The 23104-nt window shown below is 44.0% G+C and carries 16 protein-coding genes and 7 pseudogenes; 17 read left to right on the forward strand and 6 right to left on the reverse strand.

The genetic code is table 11. The annotated features are described in order from the left end of the window. The first annotated feature begins 249 nt into the window (after positions 1-249). Together RE628_RS13610 and RE628_RS13615 are read left to right on the forward strand one after the other, a co-directional pair. A pseudogene (locus RE628_RS13610) lies at positions 250-1328 on the forward strand (Gfo/Idh/MocA family protein). Further along, positions 1325-2170, forward strand: coding sequence for a Gfo/Idh/MocA family oxidoreductase (locus RE628_RS13615; RefSeq protein ID WP_309159159.1), 846 nt, complete (start codon positions 1325-1327; stop codon positions 2168-2170). The pseudogene RE628_RS13610 and the gene RE628_RS13615 overlap by 4 nt, the downstream one beginning before the upstream one ends. 46 nt (positions 2171-2216) lie before the next feature. Here the strand turns inward: RE628_RS13615 and RE628_RS13620 are convergent, their stop codons facing one another. Continuing rightward, entirely contained in the window at positions 2217-3449 is a 1233-nt protein-coding gene (locus RE628_RS13620; protein WP_309159160.1) for an acyltransferase family protein, read from the reverse strand. Between the two features lie 155 nt (positions 3450-3604). Between RE628_RS13620 and RE628_RS13625 the strand changes: the two genes are divergently transcribed. The 8 genes and pseudogenes from RE628_RS13625 to RE628_RS13660 all read left to right on the forward strand — a co-directional run bounded on the left by RE628_RS13625 (position 3605) and on the right by RE628_RS13660 (position 10222). Beyond that, positions 3605-4528, forward strand: coding sequence for an AraC family transcriptional regulator (locus tag RE628_RS13625; RefSeq protein WP_309159161.1), 924 nt, complete (start codon positions 3605-3607; stop codon positions 4526-4528). A gap of 141 nt (positions 4529-4669) precedes the next feature. After that, on the forward strand, positions 4670-4888 hold the full coding sequence (locus tag RE628_RS13630) for a hypothetical protein (protein WP_309159162.1): 219 nt from the start codon (positions 4670-4672) through the stop codon (positions 4886-4888). After that, a complete protein-coding gene (locus RE628_RS13635; protein WP_309159163.1) occupies positions 4830-5984 on the forward strand; it encodes an ABC transporter substrate-binding protein in 1155 nt (384 codons plus the stop codon). The genes RE628_RS13630 and RE628_RS13635 overlap by 59 nt, the downstream gene beginning before the upstream one ends. A gap of 73 nt (positions 5985-6057) precedes the next feature. After that, positions 6058-7004: pseudogene (locus RE628_RS13640) on the forward strand (carbohydrate ABC transporter permease). A gap of 3 nt (positions 7005-7007) precedes the next feature. Then, positions 7008-7840, forward strand: a pseudogene (locus RE628_RS13645) (carbohydrate ABC transporter permease). Between the two features lie 166 nt (positions 7841-8006). Further along, positions 8007-8456: an AraC family transcriptional regulator gene (locus tag RE628_RS13650; RefSeq protein WP_309159164.1), complete on the forward strand. Its 450-nt coding sequence runs from the start codon at positions 8007-8009 to the stop codon at positions 8454-8456. A gap of 80 nt (positions 8457-8536) precedes the next feature. Then, positions 8537-9430 carry a hypothetical protein gene (locus RE628_RS13655; RefSeq protein WP_309159165.1) on the forward strand — a complete coding sequence of 298 codons (894 nt, stop codon included), beginning with the start codon at positions 8537-8539 and terminating at the stop codon, positions 9428-9430. A 435-nt stretch (positions 9431-9865) separates the two neighbouring features. Further along, positions 9866-10222 (forward strand): hypothetical protein, encoded by a 357-nt coding sequence (locus RE628_RS13660; protein WP_309159166.1) that lies wholly within the window; start codon positions 9866-9868, stop codon positions 10220-10222. Between the two features lie 739 nt (positions 10223-10961). Here RE628_RS13660 and RE628_RS13665 read toward each other — a convergent pair. Together RE628_RS13665 and RE628_RS13670 are read right to left on the reverse strand one after the other, a co-directional pair. Continuing rightward, positions 10962-12067: pseudogene (locus RE628_RS13665) on the reverse strand (DNA alkylation repair protein). Positions 12068-12280: 213 nt separating this feature from the next. Continuing rightward, positions 12281-14265, reverse strand: a pseudogene (locus RE628_RS13670) (beta-galactosidase trimerization domain-containing protein). A gap of 91 nt (positions 14266-14356) precedes the next feature. On the opposite strand from RE628_RS13670, the gene RE628_RS13675 reads away from it, so the two are divergent. Continuing rightward, the gene (locus tag RE628_RS13675) at positions 14357-15280 is read left to right on the forward strand and encodes an AraC family transcriptional regulator (protein WP_309159167.1); all 924 of its coding nucleotides are present in this window, start codon (positions 14357-14359) and stop codon (positions 15278-15280) included. 62 nt (positions 15281-15342) lie between these two features. Here the strand turns inward: RE628_RS13675 and RE628_RS13680 are convergent, their stop codons facing one another. Genes RE628_RS13680 through RE628_RS13690 form a run of 3 tightly spaced genes read right to left on the reverse strand, consistent with a single transcriptional unit; the run spans position 15343 to position 17293 of the window. Beyond that, entirely contained in the window at positions 15343-16320 is a 978-nt protein-coding gene (locus tag RE628_RS13680; RefSeq protein WP_309159168.1) for an MATE family efflux transporter, read from the reverse strand. Then, a complete protein-coding gene (locus RE628_RS13685; RefSeq protein WP_309159169.1) occupies positions 16317-16694 on the reverse strand; it encodes an MATE family efflux transporter in 378 nt (125 codons plus the stop codon). Before RE628_RS13685 ends, RE628_RS13680 begins: the two co-directional genes overlap by 4 nt. Further along, a complete protein-coding gene (locus RE628_RS13690) occupies positions 16691-17293 on the reverse strand; it encodes a DapH/DapD/GlmU-related protein (protein WP_309159170.1) in 603 nt (200 codons plus the stop codon). The genes RE628_RS13685 and RE628_RS13690 overlap by 4 nt, the downstream gene beginning before the upstream one ends. 250 nt (positions 17294-17543) lie before the next feature. Between RE628_RS13690 and RE628_RS13695 the strand changes: the two genes are divergently transcribed. The 6 genes and pseudogenes from RE628_RS13695 to RE628_RS13720 all read left to right on the forward strand — a co-directional run bounded on the left by RE628_RS13695 (position 17544) and on the right by RE628_RS13720 (position 23096). Beyond that, the gene (locus RE628_RS13695) at positions 17544-18296 is read left to right on the forward strand and encodes an AraC family transcriptional regulator (protein ID WP_309159171.1); all 753 of its coding nucleotides are present in this window, start codon (positions 17544-17546) and stop codon (positions 18294-18296) included. Between the two features lie 80 nt (positions 18297-18376). Next, positions 18377-19111: an AzlC family ABC transporter permease gene (locus RE628_RS13700; RefSeq protein WP_309159172.1), complete on the forward strand. Its 735-nt coding sequence runs from the start codon at positions 18377-18379 to the stop codon at positions 19109-19111. Next, a pseudogene (locus RE628_RS13705) lies at positions 19102-19427 on the forward strand (AzlD domain-containing protein). Before RE628_RS13700 ends, RE628_RS13705 begins: the two are co-directional and overlap by 10 nt. Before the next feature lie 79 nt (positions 19428-19506). Further along, complete coding sequence (locus RE628_RS13710; RefSeq protein WP_309159173.1) at positions 19507-20433, forward strand: hypothetical protein; 927 nt, start codon at positions 19507-19509, stop codon at positions 20431-20433. Next, positions 20430-21053 carry a hypothetical protein gene (locus RE628_RS13715; protein ID WP_309159174.1) on the forward strand — a complete coding sequence of 208 codons (624 nt, stop codon included), beginning with the start codon at positions 20430-20432 and terminating at the stop codon, positions 21051-21053. Before RE628_RS13710 ends, RE628_RS13715 begins: the two co-directional genes overlap by 4 nt. A gap of 182 nt (positions 21054-21235) precedes the next feature. Continuing rightward, positions 21236-23096 (forward strand): annotated as a pseudogene (locus RE628_RS13720) (UbiD family decarboxylase). Positions 23097-23104 lie beyond the last annotated feature (8 nt).

Raw genomic sequence — 23104 nt, forward strand, 5'->3', positions numbered from 1 at the left:
TACGCAAGACAGGCAATAACGAAGCAGATTTGAAATGGATACGATAATCCTATTTTCACATACGATATTGAAATTAAATAATGCGCTTACATGCTACCATGGCAGTAGTTGACCGAAAACGACTGATGAATGAAAGGCTGCGGCTTGAAAAGACGATGGCGTATTCATTCATATGGCGCTGCTAGGTCAAATACTTTTTGCAATCCGGGTCTGTCTTTACCGGGTTCAAATAACCGGAGGGAATTTACTATGACAAAAACGATTGTAGCGGTAATCGGCTGCGGAACCATTGCCAACAATGCTCACATCCCGGCCTATATGGCTAATAAGGACGTCGAGATCAAGTATTTCTGCGATATCCGCAGGGAGCGGGCTGAGAAAGCAGTTGAACAGTATGGGTGCGGTACGGCCGTGGAGGATTATCGGGTCATTCTGGACGATCCTGAGGTGATGGCGGTTTCGGTTTGTACTCCGAACAACATTCACGCCTCTATCGCGATCGATTGCTTGCGCGCGGACAAGCACGTGTTATGCGAGAAGCCAGCCGCCAGAACGTACAAGGAAGCGCTGGAGATGCAAAAAGCCCAGCATGAAACTGGGAAAACGCTGAATATCGGCGTCGTGAATCGCTTCAATAAAGGCGTCAATATTATCAAGCAAATGATCGAAAGCGGAGAACTTGGTGAATTGTATCATGTTGTTGTCAGTTTCCGTTCACATCGCTCGATTCCGGGACTGGGCGGAGACTTTACGACCAAGGATGTCGCGGGAGGAGGAGCGCTCATTGACTGGGGTGTTCATTTTCTAGATATCGTCATGTACTGTACGGGCGATCCGCAGCCGAAGACCGTATCGGGACAGACGTATTCCAAGCTCGGCAAAGATATGCCGAATTATGCATACTTGAACATGTGGGCAGGTCCTCCGAACTATGAGGGCAGCTATGATGTGGATGACTTCGTAACAGCGATGGTTCGGACGGAAGGACCGTCGATTACTGTGAACGGCGCTTGGGCACAAAATATCGGCGTCGAAGAAATGTATATTGATTTTCTTGGGGACAAAGCGGGCATTCGTCTTCATTACGGCAAGGAGTTTACACTGTATTCGGCGAAGCACGGTGCTTTGTTGGAAAGCACCCAAAATATCCGCAGGGCAACGCCTTCCAGGAGGAGATTGACTGCTTTATCTCCGCCATTCATTCTGGAGAAAAGCTGCCGTCGCATATTGATACGGTGATTTTGTCCTCACAAATTATTGAAGCTATTTATCAATCCTCTGAAGAAGGTCGTGAAATATCGCTTCTGGAACAGGGGGTGCTGGGATGAAGAAAATAGGTTTTATCGACTACTATCTGGATGAATGGCACGCGAACAATTACCCTGAATGGATCCGTAATGCTTCAGGCGGTACGATGGAAGTATGTTTTGCTTATGGCATGAAGGATGCCGAGCAGGGGCTTAGCAATACGGAATGGTGTACGAAACATGGTTTGACGTGGTGCGAAACGATTGAAGAAGTAATCACCCAAAGTGATTACTTGATCGTACTGTCGCCTGACAACCCGGAGCAGCATGAGGTACTTGCCGAGCTGCCGCTGGCTTCAGGAAAGCCAACTTATATCGATAAGACCTTTGCCCCGGACAGGGCAGCGGCGGTTCGTTTGTTTGATCGGGCCGCGAAGTATCAGACTCCACTATATTCTTCGTCAGCGCTCCGGTATGCTGCGGAATATATAGAAGTCGAGCGCTCAGGGATCAAGGTGATCTCGAGTTGGGGTCCAGGCGCTATGGAAAATTACTCGATTCACCAGATCGAGCCGATCATTTCCTTGATGGGGGTAGGCGCGAAGCGCGTTATGTTCATCGGCACGGAAGCTGCGCCAGCCCTACTGATCGAGTTTTCTGACGGAAGACAGGCAACGATTCAACAGCCGGGTCAGGGCTCTCCGTTCATGTTGTCCATCAACTACGACTCGGGAGCCTGCCGCGTCGTACAGCCGGCATCGGATTTCTTCCAGAGCTTTATTCGTGATTTGGTGAGATTCTTCGAGACCCGGGAGGTAACTGTGCCGTCCTTCGAGACCATTGCCGTTATAACCATTATTGAAAATGCACTTATTGCCGCTAAGCAGCCTTATCAGTGGATCGAGCTGACGGAGAGCCATTAATCGGTCAATCTAAATCGTTAAGAGATGCGGCCTAAGCCGCCTGTCGTCACTTGATTGAAGTTGCGATGGGCGGCTTTTTTGTGTTCTTATACGCTTTTTGTTTTTTCCACTTGCATGTTGCGATTCTTTTTTGAATCAACGGATCGAAGATTCGCTTGCTCCACTTACCGAGTAACGAAAGGGTTTTCGCATCGACGAAAAGATAGAACCAATGGGCTAATGCAAAGATGATTGGGGTTGTTAGTATAACAGTGAGAGTAACGCTGAGAGAGTAAGAGAACAGGAGGTGTAACTGATAGAATATATAGGATCCGAGTGAGCAGATTATCGTGAAGTGGAGTAGATATAAAGAGAACGATATTTTGCCAAGGTAAGAGAACAGTTTTCGGCTAAACAGCGATTGGAGGCGAGAAGAATTCAGAAGGGCCGTCAAGGTAAAAAATGCACCTAGTGTATGGTAGAACACAAAAAATGAAAAAGATGAGGTCTTCCAAACTAGCAAGGAATATACGGTGTTCTCGATACCCACATAAGGATAGGAGCCAAGATATAAGCCTATGCACAGAAGAAAGAGGGTGATCCAAGGTCGCTGAATGACCGTTAGCCAGTTTCGACCGCTGTACTTCAGGTCGCTAAGCGCCATGCCAAGTACGAAACCCAAATAATACGAATCAATAAGCAGCACGGCGAGAATCACATATCCGATAAACCGAAGTTTGAATCTGCCAATGGTCAGAAGAAATCCAAAAATGAGGAAGGAACCGAACAGTTCATAGGTCATGGTCCATAACACTGGATTGTAAGCGGATCCATATCGAAAGAAATTGTGGAATAAGGCTTCTTGAATCATGACAAGGAAGTTAGAGCTGGCCACAAACGGATCAGGCATTGAAGATAACGTCGTTTGGCGAATATCGCTAAAATATCCTAGACCAAGCAACATGACCATGTAGGCAAGTACGACGGACAGGGCTGCCGGAACCGCCAATCGAAAATATCGGCGCAGCGCGGAGGAGTAAATATGTATCTTATCTAACGTGCTAAAATACCGCCAGCTGAGCACAAAACCACTCAATACGAAAAAGACGCAGACAGAAAAATTGCCGTTGAACAATAAGTTCAGCGGTGTCCTTGCCGTAAAGCTCTCAAAGGAAAAGTGGACAATCTCCGGTTTTCCTTCAAACACTGATGGCGCAAATACCTGAAAAAAATGAGAAACGACGACCACGCAAGCTGCCAAACCTCTTAGACCATCCAAATAAACGATTTTCGATGCCATATACGCTCAACTCCCCAGTTTTTCAATATTCAGGGTTCAATTTTATTAGATTTAAAAAAGGAATGATTGTACTAACGTAACGAGTTGCAAACGCGAAGCGAGTGGCAGATGAACTACGGTTTTACGAAAAAGGGGACAAAGAGGAGTGATTTGAGATGAAAAAACTCGATATCGATCAATTGACCCGCAAAGGAGTGATTTATTTTAACTCCAAGTTGGAGATGCTGGAAGATTTGCATTGCAAGATGTATCGAATGGATTCGCTCGTCAGCTTGTCCACCCATTTTCATGACTACTTTCAGATATGGTACGTATCTAAAGGGGAATTTCTGCACACACTCGGCACGCGGCAATACCGGATTAAAAAAGGGGATCTGTTTCTTGTGCCTCCCTTTACGCTGCATCGCATTCAGACTTTCGAAAAAGAGAAGGTTGAAATTTTAGGTTGCGAATTTTTGCCGTCCTTCATCAACGAGAGATTTGACGATCCTGTCAAGGATCAAATGTTTTTTGACTTCAACTATTTGAAGCATTTTTTTAATCCAGACTGCACTCGTCATTCGCAGATTGTTTTTGATGGAGTAACGGATGGGAAAATCCGAAACTTGCTTCAGGATATGCTGAGTGAATATGAAGAACGTACGCCGTTTTTTCCAATCGCTCTGAAAGCGAATCTACTGCAGCTGTTATCGATCATCATTCGCCAGGTGAATGGGGAACTTGTAAAGGCCGGATTTCAAAAAATCGAAAGGTATCGGGATACGATGAATAAAGTGGTCGAATATATTGATCAAAACGCTCATGAGGACATTAAGCTGGAGCATATTTGCGCCATGTCTAATATGTCGAAGCCAACGATTTGCAGATTGTTTAAAGAGTGGACGGGCAAGACCTTCAACCGCTATCTTGTTAATTTACGTATAGCAAATGCGCTTGTTCTCCTGCAGCGTCCGTCATTGTCGGTCACGGATGTATGTTATGCCACAGGGTTTAACGAGCTCGCTTACTTTTGCAGAATTTTCAAAAAGTACACTGGCATTTCTCCCAATCAGTTCCGTAAACAGGCCATGAACAAATAGCTTTAAATTTTAACGATAGTCCAACTTTAAGATACAAAAGTGAAATTAACTAAAGCGCTTACATGCTAACATATGGGGTAGTTGATGGTAGCAAACGAGGGCTCGTTGTTGTTGCTATCAAAAGTTGAGGGGGGAAGAGACATGAAGCGAAAAGGAAGTATATTAGTTCTAATCTTCGTATTTATGTTTGCGATTTTATCCGGCTGCGGTGGTGGTAAAGATACTCCAAGCTCCGGGAAGGAAAGCGGTGAATCGAAGAGCGGAGACTCCAAAAAAGAATCGGTTGAGCTTAGCTTTTGGTATGGTTGGACCAGGTCCGGAAGCAGAAGCGCTCGAAAAATTGATCAAGAAGTGGAATGATGCCAATCCTGATATTAAGGTAAAAGGGTTGTCACAAAGCGATTACCAGAAGCAACTGACAGCCATTACCGGAGGTAATCCCCCTGATGTCGCGTCCAACTTCGGTCAGGATGTCGTACCGTGGGGAGAACGGGGTGCCATGATGCCACTCGATGATTACATCAAGAAGGATAACGTAGATTTAGGTGATTTTGTGCCAGCTGCCCTGAGCTCTTCCCAGTCCCAAGGTAAAACATATGCCATTCCAATTGCCATGCACGTAACGATGCTCTTTTATAACAAAGATGTGCTAGAAAAAGCAGGCTTGAGCGGACCTCCGGAAACGATGGGTCAACTCAAAGAATACATCACAAAGCTGAGTGTCAAAGATGATGGAGGAAAACTCCAGCAGCTAGGCCTATGGCCGGGGCTTGATGCCTTCACGTTCAGTAATGCTTATGGCGGATCTTATTACGATGCGGATAAAAAGCAGGTAACTCCGGATAATGCGGGTGTCAAAGCGGCTGTCGAGTTTGGAAAAGGGATTTGGGATCAGTTTGGATCCAGTGAGCTCGATCGGTTTGCGTCCGGATTAGGTCAGTACATGTCGCCTCAGAATCCTTTCTTCACAGGCAAGTATGCGATGACGCTCGATGGCGAATGGCTGCCGACATTCATTAAACAGTTCGCTCCGAACTTAAATTACGGCATTGCGCCAATCCCTTACGATGAAAATAATCCAAACCTCAAAAATCCGGGCAACGTAACCACAAGCGTATTTTATATTCCGAAAGGCGTGAAGCATCCGGACGAATCGTGGAAGTTCCTGAAATGGATCACGGAACCGGAACAAATGGCGGAGTTTACCGCGGCCATCGGTAATTTGCCTACCAGAACTTCGCTGCAAACCAATGAAATCTACAAGGATGTACCTGGCTTCCAGGAGTTTTTACAATATTCCTCGAGTCCTAATCTACACTCCTTCCCGGCCACATCTTTTTCGTCGGAGTATATGACGGAGTTCTCGACGCAATACAATGCAATTCTTCGTGGAGAGGTCAGCGTGGATGAAGGGTTGAAAAGGGTGAAAGATAAGATTCAGCCTCTAGTCAAATAATCCGACATAAGGATCTAACTCAGTCGCTTATAGGGCCGGGTTAGATCCAATCTATCATGAGGAGGACAGGTAGATGAGAGACTCCATATCCGGCAATTCATTTCTAAGGAGGAGGGGTTGGACGAGAAGGGAATGGCATTATTTTTGGCTAGGACTGGTCTTCGCTTCTCCATGGATCATCGGCTTCCTGGTTTTTACCGTATATCCTTTCTTCAGCTCTCTATACTTCAGTTTGACGGAATATGATCTGTTTAATTCCCGAGATGGGTGGGCATAGACAATTACCAGGCGATTATGAAAGATCACAACTTTTATAAATCTATCAGCAATACGTTGTTTATGGCTTTCATCTCCGTTCCTATTACGTTGTTCAGCTCTTTGCTCATTGCTATGTTGCTGAACTTTAAAGTAAAAGGCATCAATTATTATCGCACGATATATTATCTACCTGCGGTTATCCCAGGCGTCGCGAGTGCCTTGCTCTGGACATGGATGCTGAATCCGGACTTCGGCCTCGTCAACATTTTTCTGCGCTGGGTAGGCCTTCCTGATCCGGCTTGGCTGCTAGACCCTCGGTTTACCAAGCCTTCACTGATTCTAATGGGACTTTGGGGCTCCGGAGCGGGTTCACTGATTTTTCTAGCTGCCCTTCAAGGCGTTCCGCAAACCTATTACGAAGCGGCGCAGGTCGATGGGGCTAACTGGTGGTATCGGTTTTGGAAAATTACTGTTCCGGCGCTGTCGCCGATTATTTTATTCCAGCTTATCATGGGGCTAATCGGTGCGTTTCAGATTTTTACGGAATCTTACATTCTAGCGGGAGGAAAATCGGGCAACGCCCTTGGTGGACCTGGGCAGTCGTTATTATTTTATGCCGTTAATCTGTACCAGGAAGCCTTTATGAATCTGAAGATGGGCTACGCTTCGGCGCTCGCCTGGATTCTGTTTATCATTGTCATGATGATTACGCTGCTGGTCCTGAAAACATCCAAACGCTGGGTCTATTACGGAGGTGAATAGCGGATGAGCGCTGCAAAACTGCTTCGCACGAAAATTTTCCCACATACGATGTTGATCCTGTTTGCTGTATTTTTCCTATTTCCTTTCGTATGGCTTGTATTCACCTCGCTCAAGTCGTCGAACGAAATATTTGAGCTGCCACCGCGAATCATACCGGCATCTTTTCAATGGGCGAATTACATAGCTGCGTTTGAAACCGTACCGTTTGGCCACTATATGCTGAATACGCTCGTTATCTGTGTGGTATGTATCATTGGGCAATTGTTTGCCGCTCCGCTCGTCGCTTATTCGATCTCTCGAATCCCGTGGGTGGGGAGCAAAATTATTTTCGCGATCGTCTTGGCTACGATGATTTTGCCGTCGCAGGTGCAGTTGATTCCACAATACATCATCTTTGCGAAGCTCAGCTGGATCAACACTATTCTACCACTTACGATTGGGGCTTTTTTCGGAGCTCCATTCTATATTTTCTTATTGCGGCAGTTTCTCTTAGGCGTTCCCAGAGAGTTGTCTGAAGCAGCAAAAATGGATGGGGCGTCAGAATTCCGGATATACGCACAAATTATTCTACCGACATTGAAACCTGCGTTAGCGACCGTCGCCTTGTTTACCTTTGTGGGTGCATATACTGACTTTATGGGACCGCTTATTTACTTGAACGATGCAGCCAAATGGACGCTTACGCTCGGTCTGCAGGGCTTCCAGCAGGATCACGGGGCGCAATGGAAAAGCTGATGGCCGCATCAACGATTATGGCGATTCCTATGATTTTGCTCTACTTTTTCGGCCAAAAATACTTTATGCAATCGGGATCGGCTTTTACGGGGTTTAAGTAATTTATTTCACGGTGGAGAACCCGAATTGAAGCAGGCTGCTAAGGCAGTCTGTTTTTGCTTTGAACTTCGAAGCTTACTTGCCTTTAGATAAACAAATTCTTTTAAAAAAAGAACTTGAATAACATTTTATATCGAATTAACTTATCTAAGAAAGGAGGATTAAAATATGAAAATAACTATTGAAGAATTACCTGAATCAAGGATTGCATATTTCCGAAATGTTGGGGAGTATGGTGAAAGGCAGAACAAAGGATTAATGGAGGATTTTAAAAAGTGGGCAAAGTCGAACGGTATATTTGATAATTCTACAATTTTGGGTATACCGCAAGATAACCCAGAGATTACTCGTAAAGAGGAATGTCGTTATGATGTTTGCGTTGTTATAAATAAAGATTTTAATGTGGCAAAACCAGCTCATGTTGGTGAATTTTCTGGTGGAAAATACGCTGTTTTCTTGCTTGACCATACAAAAGAGGCAGTCAGTGAATTTTGGGGCAATATTTTTTCTGAGATAGAAAGAAATAATCTAACAATAAGAGAACAACCAATTATTGAAAGATATACTTCACAAATGATTGATAATCATTTGTGTGAAATATTAGTTCCTATACAGTAAAGAGGAAATATCTTCTTGTCTATTTTTATATAAAATTTTGGTAAGGTAGATAACAGTATATTGATAAGAGGTGAAGAGTTGTGGTGATTAAGAAACGCTGTTTGTTCTGTGATGAGATTGTCCCCACTGAATCGGAAGGCAATTACGATAGATATATAGGCTGTTCCTGTTCACCCGGCGGGTCCTATAGCTTGCATAAAGACAGCTACGAACTTATTAATTCGTTATCATACCAAAAGAAGCGCAATATACTTCATTTAGTATCGGCTTATATCCGGGAGCTAAATGATCGTGATGAAAAGGTTACTCTATCTGCTGACGATATGGAGTCCATTGAAAATTCTCCGGAAATCCCTGTGACTATAGAAGATAAAGGCAAGCGTCTACTGCAGTATTTGTATAGACATTCTGAAAGCTCTGGGGAGCCTGTTGTTATTCAACCACTTTCTAGCAACTATAACCTGACGTATTCACCGAATCTGCAAGAGCTGGTATATATCATTGATAAACTTAGAAACGATCAGTTGATCATCAGGGAAGGAATGAGCTTTCAGCTTACGGAACAAGGATGGAACGAAGCAGCGGCAAGTGCTGAAGGAAAAAAATTAAAGCCATGCTCCATTCTCATCTCGGAGGATATGCATTTGGGTACAGAGTGGCAGGAAAGAATATTGCCTTTGATCGAGCAGTACGGTTATCTACCTCGCTTGCTTGCACATACGAAGTCACAGAACTGCGAAAAGTACTCTTTGGAACTTATTGCGGACAGTAAACTGATTATTGCAGATTTAAGCGGTCAACCTCCTGAAGTATATTTTGGAGCGGGATATGCGCTCGGTTTGAACATTCCTGTGATCTGGACTGTAAACAGCGGTGAGGCCGAGATACCTCCTGTTAAGATAAAAGAAATTCGTCCAATTGTCTGGAATACTACTGAAGATCTAGCAGGATTACTCCAACAGAGGTTAAGTTGATAAACAGATCACCATTGGTTCCTTATGGAGAAGAGGTTGGCAATAAGCTGGCTGATCTTCTGAGGGAGCATATTCTGATCGCAGGGAAAATTGTAGCGGCTGCCAACCGACAAGAACGAAATCCATATGATTCATTTTGCCGACATCCTGACAGAAGGTATTGTCAAACAGTTTCCTGGAAAATTTTAAGCAAGAGCCATAGACAATAAAAAGCGGATCAATCTGAAGGAATTCCATTACGGAATTCCTTTTTATTTTTCCATAGATAATCCTTGGATCGCCTGGGTTCATTTCAACGCAAAACGAATATGATTATTATCCAAATTAGACTCATTCATATGACACTTGTCATACAGAAGACATTACAATCATGAATACCGAAAGAATGAGCGTTAGAGTATGATGGATTCAGTTTAGCGAGAAGGAGATATGCATATGATACAACCTTCAAGAACCATTTCTAGTGCTGTTGTACGCGGATTTGCAGGCGGAGTTATTTTCATGGCTTTATTCGGTACCCTATGGGCATATATTGGAATCATGGGATTGCAGGGTTTGGGGACTCCATTGTTGTTAGTCACAGCTAACGCCATAGGGATTGTAATGTTCATCGGTGGTGCCTCACTTATGCTCGCAGCACGAAAATTAAAGACTCCGACTTCAATATCAAAATCAAATGGTAAACGAATAGCAATATGGTTCGGTTGGCGGCGCTCTGATCCTGTGGGGAACTGGCGTAGCAGTGTGGATGATGGGGAAAATGTTACTTCATATCATTTAGGAGATAAGTGATATGCTCATTTTAAATCAAGCGCTATATGGGATAGGGTAGGGGATAAAGGTTGGTTTTAGAATGAAATAAGACTTTACCAGTTAAAAGCACAATCCGAATAAATTGATTCACATAAAATATGATCATCTTCAGAGATTGGAGGTGAACATATTGACACTAATCGAAATTCGCGATTTTGCTAGACGAAATGTTGGTCGCCGTGTAATTGTTGTGCTCAAGTCTGGAAGGCGTATTGAAGGAGTGATCGTCTTTGCCGGTCTTCTCTCTCTTATTCTTCGTTTTAGAGTTAGAGGAGTGTTAGTAAGACGGAGATTTTTTTATAGAAATATTGCCCGTATAATATTAGTATAATGACCGATTAATATTTAGAGTATCCCCACAAGTGATTGTGGGGATGCTTTTTGTCTGAATTCAAAAGTCGCATTATAAATAAATTGTCCTATTAGATAAAAAATTTGATAAGGAAAAAAATCAAAACAATAATTCCAAAGGCAATAAGCAAACTAGCCGAATTCCAGAGTACTTCCCTGAAATAATCGGAGCCCATTCTCTGTTTCTCTTCATGCCGCTGTTTGTGTATATGGGGATCATATTGTCCGGGCGGATTGCGAAAATCATTCATAAGAACATCTCCTTTTAACTAACTTACTTATTAGCAGATTATAACATTGCGGATACGGGGAAGATAGTTAGTTCTTCCATTAAACTACATGTATAAGAACTTTTGAGAAACAGTAATCATGGGGTTTCGAGGACCAGTAACGTTTCAGCGACCTCTATTCCATTCACAAGAAGCACAATTTTGTGCTGACCCGGATAATGGCGCCGTGTGGTCAGATCAGCCCAGCTATGTCTTCTCGTTCCAGTAAGATGTGAACCGCCGGGTACGGTCTTATCGGACAGCAGAAATAATTTACGCGTTGGCTTCCCGTTTGCCTTAATGAAGTAAATCCCATACTCAATACGAACATGTAATGTTTCACCTTCGCGAATATCAAGGTTATATTGTATTTCACAGCTATCGCCAATCATTAGAGTCGAGGGCTGCACAGAGATTGAAGCTGACGTAGTAAGCGGAACCTCCTCTGTAGAGATTGCGTAGCCAAATAACTTCATAGCTTCAGGGATCGCTCTGCGAACTAATGTGCGGCATCCCTGTCGTATGATCCAATCCGTATCAGAATGCGTGCCGATCCAGCGTTGCCCGGTTTTAAGCACCAAGGCGGGATTGTCCTTTGCAATGTCATTGAGATTATTAGCGACGCTCTTGCGCACATACAGGGAAGGATCTGCCTTGAGCAACTCAAGGATGGACAATACCGGGGTTGGATCCTCTTTAAACATTGGAAGGGCTTGTCCCAGGGAAGACGCGGGCGACAGCCTTCGCTGGCAAGCCGTCGTACATGCTCATTGGGGTGCTTAGCCCATATATTCATTCGGCGCATTGCCCGTTCCGGGTCCGACAGGATAAATGACCTTATGGCGAATTCGGCGGACGATTTCTGTGTAAAGTTCTCTAACGCGTTCATAGAGAGCTCCCAGTGCTTTTCCTCCCGACCATATACTTCTACAAAGTCCGGAAAGAAAAGATAGGGAAAACCAACGCAGCTGTCCGCAATGGTATACAAAATCTCCAGCGCAGCGGCATAGTCATGAGGAAGATAAAGCCCAAGTTTTTCGGATATCCGTCGTGTCCGGGCTTTAAGCGGAAGCGTATCCCATGTATCATCCATCATTGCCGCTACAAATGCCTTAGTATCAAAAACGCTATAAGCGGATTGAACCTTTTTACTAAAATCTAATAAAAACTTCTCATTATAGATATCTTTTAATAATTCCGCCAATGTATATCCTCCTTCAACGTAAGCACTGATCGATCTATGTCTTTGTGCTAACTATATCCGAATTTTATCAGATATAACCTGACAGCAGTATGGCATGTTATACGAGGGGAAATGGAAAGCAGCCTTATCATATCTAATTAACGGTCAATAATGTCCGATAAATTAGATCAAATGGAAATTATAGTCATATCAGCAGGTGGCTTAGCTTTGAGCTTACACCAGCTCCAATACGACCATCTGATGATTCTCTAAATACGGAACCGTATACTTGATTTCGCCATACTCGTCGGTCTTATAGGGAAGCTCCTCCATAGACGGGGCCATATAGACCCGCTTAATTGTTGCGGAAGCAGGGAGACGCAAGCTGACGTCAACGTCCTGCAGCGGTACGATGTCCTCGATGACTTCAACACGCCCTTTCAGTACGGGGGAGGCATACAATAAGTGATTGATGTAGCGATTCTCCTGAGCTTGATATTGGAGCGTAGCGATGCCTTGAGCTGGCAAATCGCAGCTCAGGGACGGCCGCGGCAACAGCCGGGAAAGAGCATGTATTACCATCTCTTTCAGGATGAGGTGGCCATTATCTGCATAGTCGCCGAATACATTCCAGGCGATATAGATGCCGTTCTGGCTTTCGATCATACCAGGTCCGTTATCCTCTCCGGCGCTCGGGGTATGTAAATGCGAGCTGAAGGTAAAGACGTCGCGGTTGAAATACGGATTCTCCCGTCGGCCAAGTGAATGGCCACCGTTCAGTTCCACCAGTTGTCCTTCTCCGTACATAACAAATGAAGCGGGCAAAAGGAAGCCTGGAGAGAAGTCCGGATGAAAATAAGACGGCTGGTACGGGTTGGTACCTTTCCATTCCAATCCCATTTCAAGCATAAAAGTATCGCCGGCCGCATTTAGGCCCGAACACCCCGTTGCTAGAACTTTTCCGCCGTTAGCTGTAAATATGTTGATGGCATCCCTCAATTTCGACCATACCGACACCTCATCCGGTAGAATCAACACTTTGTAACGGCTGAGATCCGCATCGACATCCACTATGTCGTACAGATAATGACCCTCGGTCAGAATTCGTACTGCTCCTGCATCAGCCAGATTGGTTCGTTCGTTCTTCTCCTGGGTGTCCGGGCAAGCCTCGCGAGCCGCTTCCAACGACAAGACGGCGATGTCTGCCACAGATGAAGTGCTGCGACACCATGGCTCTTTCGCTTCTACTTCAGCATAGGCGGAACCGATCAGGGCATAGGTCGCCTCATCCATCAGTCCCGACGGATGAAGCTGGTCGCCGATCGAGCATTTGGCACCGTGGGCTAGGCTGAGTGCCGTCTCGAAGCGCAGCGCATTTGGATGCTTATACCCGCCGAATTCGCCCATGAGGTGTGGAATTTTCCCGTCATGCCAAGATAGTCCATGCCCAGCGATTGGACGTAGCGCGCCGAAAGCGGAAAGTGATCATAGCCCCAGCCCCCGGTCGGCAGCGATTCAAGTTCCAGATGGCTGTTGACATGGGCAAGATCACGGCGGCCTCGCAGTTGATGACCGCTGTTATGAAAGACCGGAAGGCCTGGCTTGACAGCATCAACCGTTCCTCGTACTCGCCGGGTATAGTTCAGGTAAGTTCGTTCGCCCAAGGCGGCAACAGCTGCTTTGTCGCGTGGATCCTGTCCGGCCTCCCGAAGCGCGGCCACGCAATACTGGCATCGGCATTCACGAATTCCGACGATGTCGAGGAAAATGCCGTCCGCATCATAGTTGGAGACGACCTCATGGATTTGTGCCAGTAAGATGTCCAGGTAAGGTGTATTGAAGCAAAACTCGTGGTAGCCTGGTGTCATGAAATCTCTCGCCCATCGTGTCCGGTCTTCTGCATCACGGCATAACCATTCGGGATGGCGCCTGGCAAGCTTCTCATCGAGGCCGGCGGAGAGGTACACTGGCGTTTTGACGCTGATTTCATGAGCGGCGGAAATCATTTCGCCGAGCAGATCGAACGTGAGATGCGGATGCATAGTATTAGCTTCACTAGGATGATAGGCCCAGCCGTGATGGCATTTCGAAAAGACAGTTATAGAATCGACATGTCCGATGCGCAGCATATTCTGGAACTGAGATCTGGAAAACTGGCTTCCGATGCCTGGGATAGCCTCAGAAGTATGAAAATCGAGATGAACTTGACGGAAACGCATGCTTGAACAGCTCCTTTACTGGTATATTAGAGCGATTTCTTGTGTTCAATGTACCTCTTTTACATGGGAGCAACCAGTGATAATATGAACTTTGGATAGCACAAAACGGACTTGTGGATTGGAGAGAATCGACGTGTATTGTCTGGAATTTGCCATTCCGCCGCTGCCGCAATTCTTAATGGCGGGACATGCCGTACGGAAGCCAGGAGACCAGCATTTCGCTCGCGTCTTTGGTGTATACGACCTGCTTCTGGTAACGAGGGGAACGCTCTATATGACGGAAGATGAGACGGAATATGAAATCGGTGCAGGAAAGATGCTAGTGTTGGAAGCGGGGTTACCGCATTTCGGGCATCGATCCTGCTTGGAGGATACAGAGATTTATTGGGTGCATTTCGTCCATGGACATCCGGCAACGCACATCCGGCAGGAGCATATTCCTTGGTCGACCCTGCTGTCAAAAGGTACGGATGAGGATGTCGAGCCGTCCTCGCAGCAGCGGATGTACTTGCCGAAATTCGCTTCCGTTGATGTACAAAGCATAGTGCCGCTGTTACGCGAATTGGACGATATCCACAATGGGTTGAACGTAGAAACTGCACTGCGGCTCCATCTGTTGCTTGCCGAGCTGTTCGCGGCGCTGCAGACAGAATGTGTGCGGACATCCGAACCGGAGCCTTCCTTGCGGCTGGCCAGGGCTGCCGTAGCGTATTTGAACGAACATTGGAGGCAGCCGTATCAGCTTTCAGAATTGGAGGCAAGCCTGCATTTCCAGGCGAATTACATCACGAGATGCATGAAGAGACATATCGGCAAAAGTCCGCTGCAGTATGTGTTGCACCTGCGTCTGGAGGAGGCCAAAAAATTGCTGGGAGGAACGGTGCTTGGTATTTCCGAGATCGCGGAAAAGGTAGGGATCCGTGATCCTAACTATATGGTGCGTCTGTTTACGGCCAAGCTTGGCATGACTCCAGGGGCGTATCGGCTGATGCTTCGTCAGAGGAAGGGAGAGTAAGCTGCCGGGGATATGCTTGTCGATGATCCAAAAAAACGAATCAAATACCATTCTACCTTCGGTTAATGTTCCATCACTTTGATCCACTTGTATCGATTTACTTTGACAAGCGCTACAAAGCACTTAAGGATCTGATCACTTTTAAGAACTATAAAAATAATTACCGGTGAGAAGTTTAACACAAATGTTCCTAGCAACGAGGCTGGCAAAATCAGTAGCCACATAAAGATAAAGTCATTATACATCACGAAGGTTGTATCCCCGCCGCTTTGTATAATCCCAGATAAGGCGGGCATTTCATAAGATGTTCCGATCACGGTGATAGAGAGTATAGTCATGAACGCTGCAGCAAGGTCTTTGGCCTCATCCGAAATAGAGTAGAGGAAAAGAACGTGGTCTTTAGCAATAAACAAGATGATGCCGGTTAACACACCAATCAGAAGGTACAGGACCTGTAGTGTTTGGCTATAAGCCTTGATTTTTTGGAATATGCCTTCTCCCACCGTTTTTCCCATAATAATCGCAGAAGAAGTGGCGGAAGCATAGGATATGACCGTCACGAACTGAAATATAGTTGTTGCTACGCTATTGGCTGCGATGGCGGAGGTTCCCATATGACCAAGAATTCCTGTCTGTACAGCCATAGCTCCAGCCCAAGAGAAGCTCGATAATAAAATAGGCAGCGCAATTTTGGTATATTGCTTCAGGATCAGCCGATCCAGATTGAAGAAGTCGTGCAACTGAAGACGTAAGGCCTGGTTATGCTTCAGTACATACATGATGACGATGAAGCACTCCACGATGCGGGAGATTAAGGTAGCTGTGGCTGATCCTTCGAGTCCTAATTTTGGCAGCCCGCCATACCCATATACCAATCCATAATTAAGCGTGACATTAATAACCAGTGTACATAGAGATACAATCAGGCCGATTTTGACGATTTCCACGCTTCTTAGTGTAGCTAATAGAACATTGGTGATGGCAAAAAAGACATAGGAAAAAGAAATGATCGTTAAAAACTTAGCTCCTTCTTGAATCACCGGACATCATTCGTCATTGCGGATAAAAGCCACGATGAAGAACAGAGAGCTACCAGCCACATAAGAACGCCGATACAAATCGAAATCGCCATGCCGGCACCAACGACTTTTCGAATAGGTTGGACCTCATTCTCTCCCCAAAAGCGAGAAGCCATAATGATGACGCTTTGAGAGCAGCCGATCATCAGAAACGTTGCGATAAACTGAATCTGATTAGCTAGCGACGATGCAGAGAGGGCTATTTCACTATACCCGCCAAGGATTAGGTTATCCGAGAGGTTAACCGCTATCGTAATTGCGTTTTGCAGACCAATAATCAGCGTTAAACTGAAGAAGCTTTTGTAGAAGCTTCGGTCTCTTACCAAGAGACTCATGATGGTTCGACTCGCCGGTTCTTGTAATAGTAAATTTTATCCTCTTCATTGATTTCACGCTGCACTCTGCATGGGTTCCCAACGGCAATTACACCCGAAGGCACATCCTTCGTGACGATGCTTCCTGCACCAATTACACTGTTCTTGCCAATCGTTACGCCAGGATTAATAATAGCGCCGCTTCCGATCCATACGCCATCTTCAATCACAACAGGGAAGGCATACATTTGCCCGGTCGCACGTAATTCCGGATCAACGGGATGCCCTACCGTACATATGGTTACGTTAGGTCCGATTAAGACGCCATTTCCGATCGTAACCGTCGTATCATCTATAATGGTTAGGTTCGTATTGGCATAGAAACCGTCTCCAATAAACGTGTGGGAGCCATAACAGATATGCAGTGGAGGCTCGATCCAACAATTAGAACCATAATTCCCGAATAGCTCATGAGCCAAGGCAACTCGTTTTTCTACCTCTGAGGGTCTAGTATGGTTAAAGTCATATACTAGTTCTTTTCCTTTAAGGCGTTCCTCCGGCAATCCTTCGCCCATATCCGTAAAGAGCTTTCCATTTTTTATATTATCGCGTTGAGACATGCTTACGACCTTCTTTCTATACAGGATTGATATCTCATTGGATTATTTTATAATTATAGTGCATAACTATTTTCGATTATATCGAAATTAACCATATTTATATAACAATCGTATTTTCAGGAGGGAATATGACACAGCTGAATGTTGCTGACAATCTGTCGGAAATCATTGAATACGATACTCCTTATCTTCCTATTCGAACGAGACAATCCCAATTATCTTATTTTTACAATCGAAGCGCGAGCTGCCATTGGCATATAGATTTGGAGTTTATAGTCGTTTTGGACGGCTCCATGAATTACTTTGTGGACGGGAAAACTATATCCTTCAAAAAGGGGAAGGTATTTTTGTTAACTCAAATCGGTTGCACTATGGCTATGGTCATAAGGATGATGATTGCGATTTTCTCGTGTTATTGCTCAGCCCTCAGCTTCTTGTGCGGAATTCTCATATAGAAAATAAATATATTCGGCCGTTATTACAGGATCACCTGAGTAATGCCATTATTTTAAGAGAGGAAACTGCTTGGCAAAAGGAGGCGCTTCAATACATCAGAAAGCTATATGAACTATGTCATGAACAAGTGGAAGGCTATGAACTTCTAGCTCTCAGTCAGTTTGAGTTATTATTTTTACATTTATATCAGAATACGGTTGGAAATCATGGACTACACCAGGAGCACTCCAAGGATATGAACGCACTTAAAAATATGCTAGGATACATTCAATCCCATTTTGCAGAATATATCAGTTTACAAGAGATTGCTGCTGCTGGATCTGTTGGCCGTAGTAAATGCTGCACTTTATTTAGAAATTCCCTGAAAAAATCGCCGATAGAATACCTTACAAGCTATCGTATCCAAAAAAGTGTAGACTTCATGACTAACGATGGTCTTAACATGACAGAAATCTCGACTGCCTGCGGGTTTAGTAGTTCAAGTTATTTTGCCGAAACCTTTAAAAAAATATGGGGAGTCTCCCAACTGAATACAGAAAAACAATAACTAGCAACTAACTCGGAAGATCGATTGTTATTCTATTAAAATGTGGACATAGAAAGAGAAAAGGTGGAGAGAATCATAAGATGCAAGAGAATTTGCAAATCAAACAACATGGGGTTGAAGTTAGTAGTGAAGAGAGCTTTTTACAGGGAGTAAAAGATTGTATTCCTACATTATTGGGTTACTTGAGTATTGGGTTTGCTGCTGGAGTGCTAGGAACAACATCTGGACTAAGCATCACAGAAATTACCCTTATGAGCTTACTTGTATATGCTGGATCCGCTCAATTCATCTTAGCCGGGATGGTAGCGGCAAATGGCTCGGCTTCGGCTATTATATTTACGATATTCTTTGTAAATCTCCGCCACCTTTTATTGAGTGCGGCCTTATCACCTTATTTCAGACATTTATCTCCCTTGAAGAACATGTTGATAGGCTCTTTGCTCACGGATGAGACATTTGGTGTCGCCATAGCTCAGACAACGAACAAGACATACATCAGTGACAAATGGATGCACGGCCTTAATGTAACAGCTTATCTAAATTGGGTCATCGCCAACGTCGCAGGGGCATTTTTGGGACAGTGGATTACAGATCCTCAGAAATTTGGCCTGGACTTTGCATTGCCAGCCATGTTTATCGGATTGTTAGTTCTGCTGATGGTGAGTCGGGCGAAAGTGGCCGTAGATATTGTGGTTGCTGTAAGTGCAGTTGTCATTGTTGTAGGCGTATCTCTAGTGACTTCTGCAAGTGTAGGTGTCATCGTGGCTACAATCTTTGCCTCGACAATTGGAATGGTGGTGGAAAAATGGAAATAAGATGGTCAATTCTTATGATTATAATCGGGGCATCTATCGTCACGCTCATTCCAAGGGTGCTTCCGCTTGTTGTGCTTAGTCGCATACAAATACCCGAATGGGGAATGCGCTGGCTGAATTATGTTCCAATCGCAGTCATGGCGGCGTTAGTAGGGCAAGAGTTACTAATGAAGAATGGGGAAATGTTCCCTTACAAAGCAACCTAGAGTTATTGGCTGCATTGCCAACTTTCATCGTGGCTAAATTGACGCGTAGTTTGTTAGGGACTGTAGTGGTCGGGATTATCTCTATCATGGTGTTGCGTTTTATTTTCTGAGGACAAAGTCGTGCTACCACAACTTTGCCCTCAAAATGAATGGTTAGTCGCTATAAAAAATAAAACCTTGGAGGGCTCAATGAGGAAATCAAGACATGTAGCATTACTTATAGCATTGCTTCTGGTATTCGAAATGATTGCTCCGGTAAGAACCGTGTTCAGTAATCCTGACAGTAAGAGCTTAGTACGGGAAAAGTTATATTTTGAATGGATGGGTCACAAATATAGGAAAAATGAAACAGGCTTTCCTATTGTAAGGATGACAAAAGTAGATTTCTCTACAGGCTTATTTACATATGAAGATGCCATTATAGACTTTATTGATACTTCTACCAATTACTATTTTGAAAGTGCATGGGGGATGAATACGAAAAATCCTCTGGTTACATACGCGGTACTCAAAGGTGGAACGACAGAGAAAATAATAAAATATGATAGCCAGAGCAAATTGTTCACCCAAATTGCTGATCGTACTATCGCTGACGGAAAGATTGATGGAGTATATCCGGATGCAGGGTTGTATGTCATTGAAAAGGGAAGAAGAGAATACCTGGTTTATTCTTTAGCAACGAATAAGTTAATACATAAGGCCAAGGAGCAGCCAAAGGAACATTCAAATTCATTTATAACAAATTTTCTGTATAGAAATTACTTTGATCCTGAGCCATCAATAGGGGCGCTATATGTCGAGGCGGGGGAATACTATGATTCTAAAAAAAATGGGTATGTAACTTATCCTGGTGAATTTCCCTACGAGATTAAGCCAGATGGTTCTATTGCAAAGCTTCATTCATACAAAGTAAATGCTTCGGATGATTTTGTATACAAGAAAAGGCTAAGCAGTTCGGTCGTCTTTAAGCAATCTAAGACTAAAAATCACTTCAAGCACGAGCTCATCATTAATGGTCAAATTCGGACCCTGTTTGAGACGAATACAGAACGTCCGGACTATGCCTTCGCAGTGGCACAGATCAGTCCAGGGGGAAATATATCATCTTTTGGGTGAACTTCACTGAGAACAAAAGAAGAGTTAAGGGCAAGGAAGAATACCGTATCTTTGATACTGAAACGGGAAAGTTGGTTCAAACAATCCCAATTAATACGACCGGATCATCTTCCGGGAGTGAATTTGGAATCAGTTGGACCGCCGGTACGGATCATATTTACCAATCGGGTCTGTTAAGTTCTGGTGCGTATCGAGTTATTGATTCCAAAGTGACTACGCCCCGAAGATATGGAAATGTTGTCGATAATTTTAGACCGCCGTACTATACTTTTAGCCTGAATGATTACTTAACCGGAAATGATCCAATTCCAGTTAGCTTTAAGGGTAACTACATGCAATACAGTGGTCAAGGGACATTCCGAATCGCTGATCTAACCACGTATTCACCTGTCTCAGAATTAATGGACTTGTTGGGCGGGACTGTCATTACTGAGGCTGGTGAGACAACCGTGACTTATCAGGACAAATCATATACTTTGGATCCTAAGAAGCAGATCGTATGGAAGAATCGAACGTATTATCCGATTAGAGAGGTCTTATCAGGTGTAGGTTTGAAATTATTGACCAAAAGTAACAAGATGGCTACCTCCGATTGGAGAGAGTTACAGATCGTTGAGTAGGATAATTCAATGATAGTTGTTCCCACTATCCAATTTATCAGTCGAAGTTGTTAATCCGTATATATGTGTTTTTGTAAATCTGTTGAAAGTATTTAAACTGATAATTAAATTACTATCGTTTATAATTTAGATATGATGAAGTGAAATAATGATCTTATATATGCAGAATGGAGCTAACTATAATGTATCGCAATTTAGAAGATTGCCTCATTGATTTAGAGAAGCATGGTCATTTGGTTCGAATCCGAGAAGAAGTTGATCCGTATCTTGAGATGGCTGCAATTCATTTGAAAGTATATGAGGCGGGAGGTCCTGCCTTACTGTTTGAGCGCGTAAAAGGATCCCAATTTCGTGCGGTTTCTAATCTTTTTGGTTCAATGGAGCGTAGTAAATTTATTTTTCGAAAGACGTGGGATTCTGTACACAATGTAATGGCAGTTCGGAACGATCCAATGAAAGCTCTTAAGAAGCCCTTTAGCAATATAGGAACGGGATTAGCCGCATTTAAAGCACTTCCGTTAAAAAAATGGGGTAATCTTCCTGTTACAGCTCAAGAAATTCAAATTTCAGATCTTCCATTGATTCATCATTGGCCTAATGATGGTGGTGCTTTTGTAACATTGCCGCAGGTTTATTCAGAGGACCCCGAGAAACCTGGAATTATGAATTCCAATTTAGGCATGTACCGCATTCAATTAACCGGCAATGAATATGAGATGAATAAAGAAATTGGTCTGCATTATCAAATTCATCGGGGAATCGGAGTCCATCAGGCGAAGGCAAATAAAATGGGAAAACCGCTCAAAGTAAGCTGTTTTATTGGCGGTCCGCCAGCACATACTTTAGCAGCTGTTATGCCTCTGCCGGAAGGATTAAGTGAAATGACGGTAGCTGGTATGCTGTCGGGGCATAACTTTAAATACAACTATGTCGATGGTTACTGTATTAGCAGTGATGCTGATTTTGTAATTACAGGGGAGATATATCCTGAGGATACAAAACCAGAAGGACCTTTTGGGGATCATTTAGGTTACTATAGTCTAATTCATCCTTTTCCAGTCATGAAAATTCATAAAGTATATGCCAAGCCGAATGCGATTTGGCCATTCACAGTCGTAGGAAGACCTCCGCAAGAGGATACATCTTTTGGCGAGCTTATTCATGAATTGACTGGTGATTCGATCAAGCATGAAATCCCGGGGTAAAAGAAGTTCATGCAGTAGATGCTGCGGGGTCCATCCGTTGCTCTTCGCAGTTGGCAGCGAAAGATATACACCTTATCAGCAAGTAAAGAGGCCTACAGAGCTCCTTACACTGGCGAATCGAATATTAGGCACAGGACAATTAAGCTTGGCTAAATATTTGTTTATTACAGCTGATGAAAAAGAACCAATTAGTTCACATGATGAAGTAAAATTCTTAACTTATATTTTAGAGCGACTCGATCTGCGTCGTGACATACATTTTTATACGAATACCACGATTGATACCCTTGATTATTCCGGGACAGGTCTGAACAGCGGTAGTAAAGTAGTTATTGCGGCATATGGAGATAAATTGAGAAGTTTATGCCATGAAGTACCTGAAAATCTAAAGGGCATACGTGGATATGAGAATGTTCGGCTTATCATGCCAGGCGTTGTGGCGATGCAAGGTCCTAAATTTAACAGCTATGCCGATACAGAGAAAGAAATGCGAGGGTTGTGTGATGCCCTTCAAGAGAAGGGACCTTTCGAATCCTGTCCAATGATTGTTCTCTGCGACGACAGCTCATTTTTGAGTGAATCGATCCACAACTTCCTATGGGTTACATTTACGCGCAGCAATCCTTCCCATGATATTCATGGAGTGAATAGCTTTTATGAGCATAAGCACTGGGGTTGTGACAATTTAATCATTGATGCCCGTACTAAGCCGCATCAAGCACCACCTTTAGTTACCGATCCTACAGTAGAGAAAAATATTGAGCGTTTGTTTGTGAAGGGAGCTAGTCTGGCGGAATTATATAGTACAGAACTCAAAGTTTTAAAAATTGAAAAATAGAAAGAGCG

It is taken from the genome of Paenibacillus sp. D2_2 (assembly GCF_031199965.1).
GTDB lineage: Bacteria > Bacillota > Bacilli > Paenibacillales > Paenibacillaceae > Fontibacillus.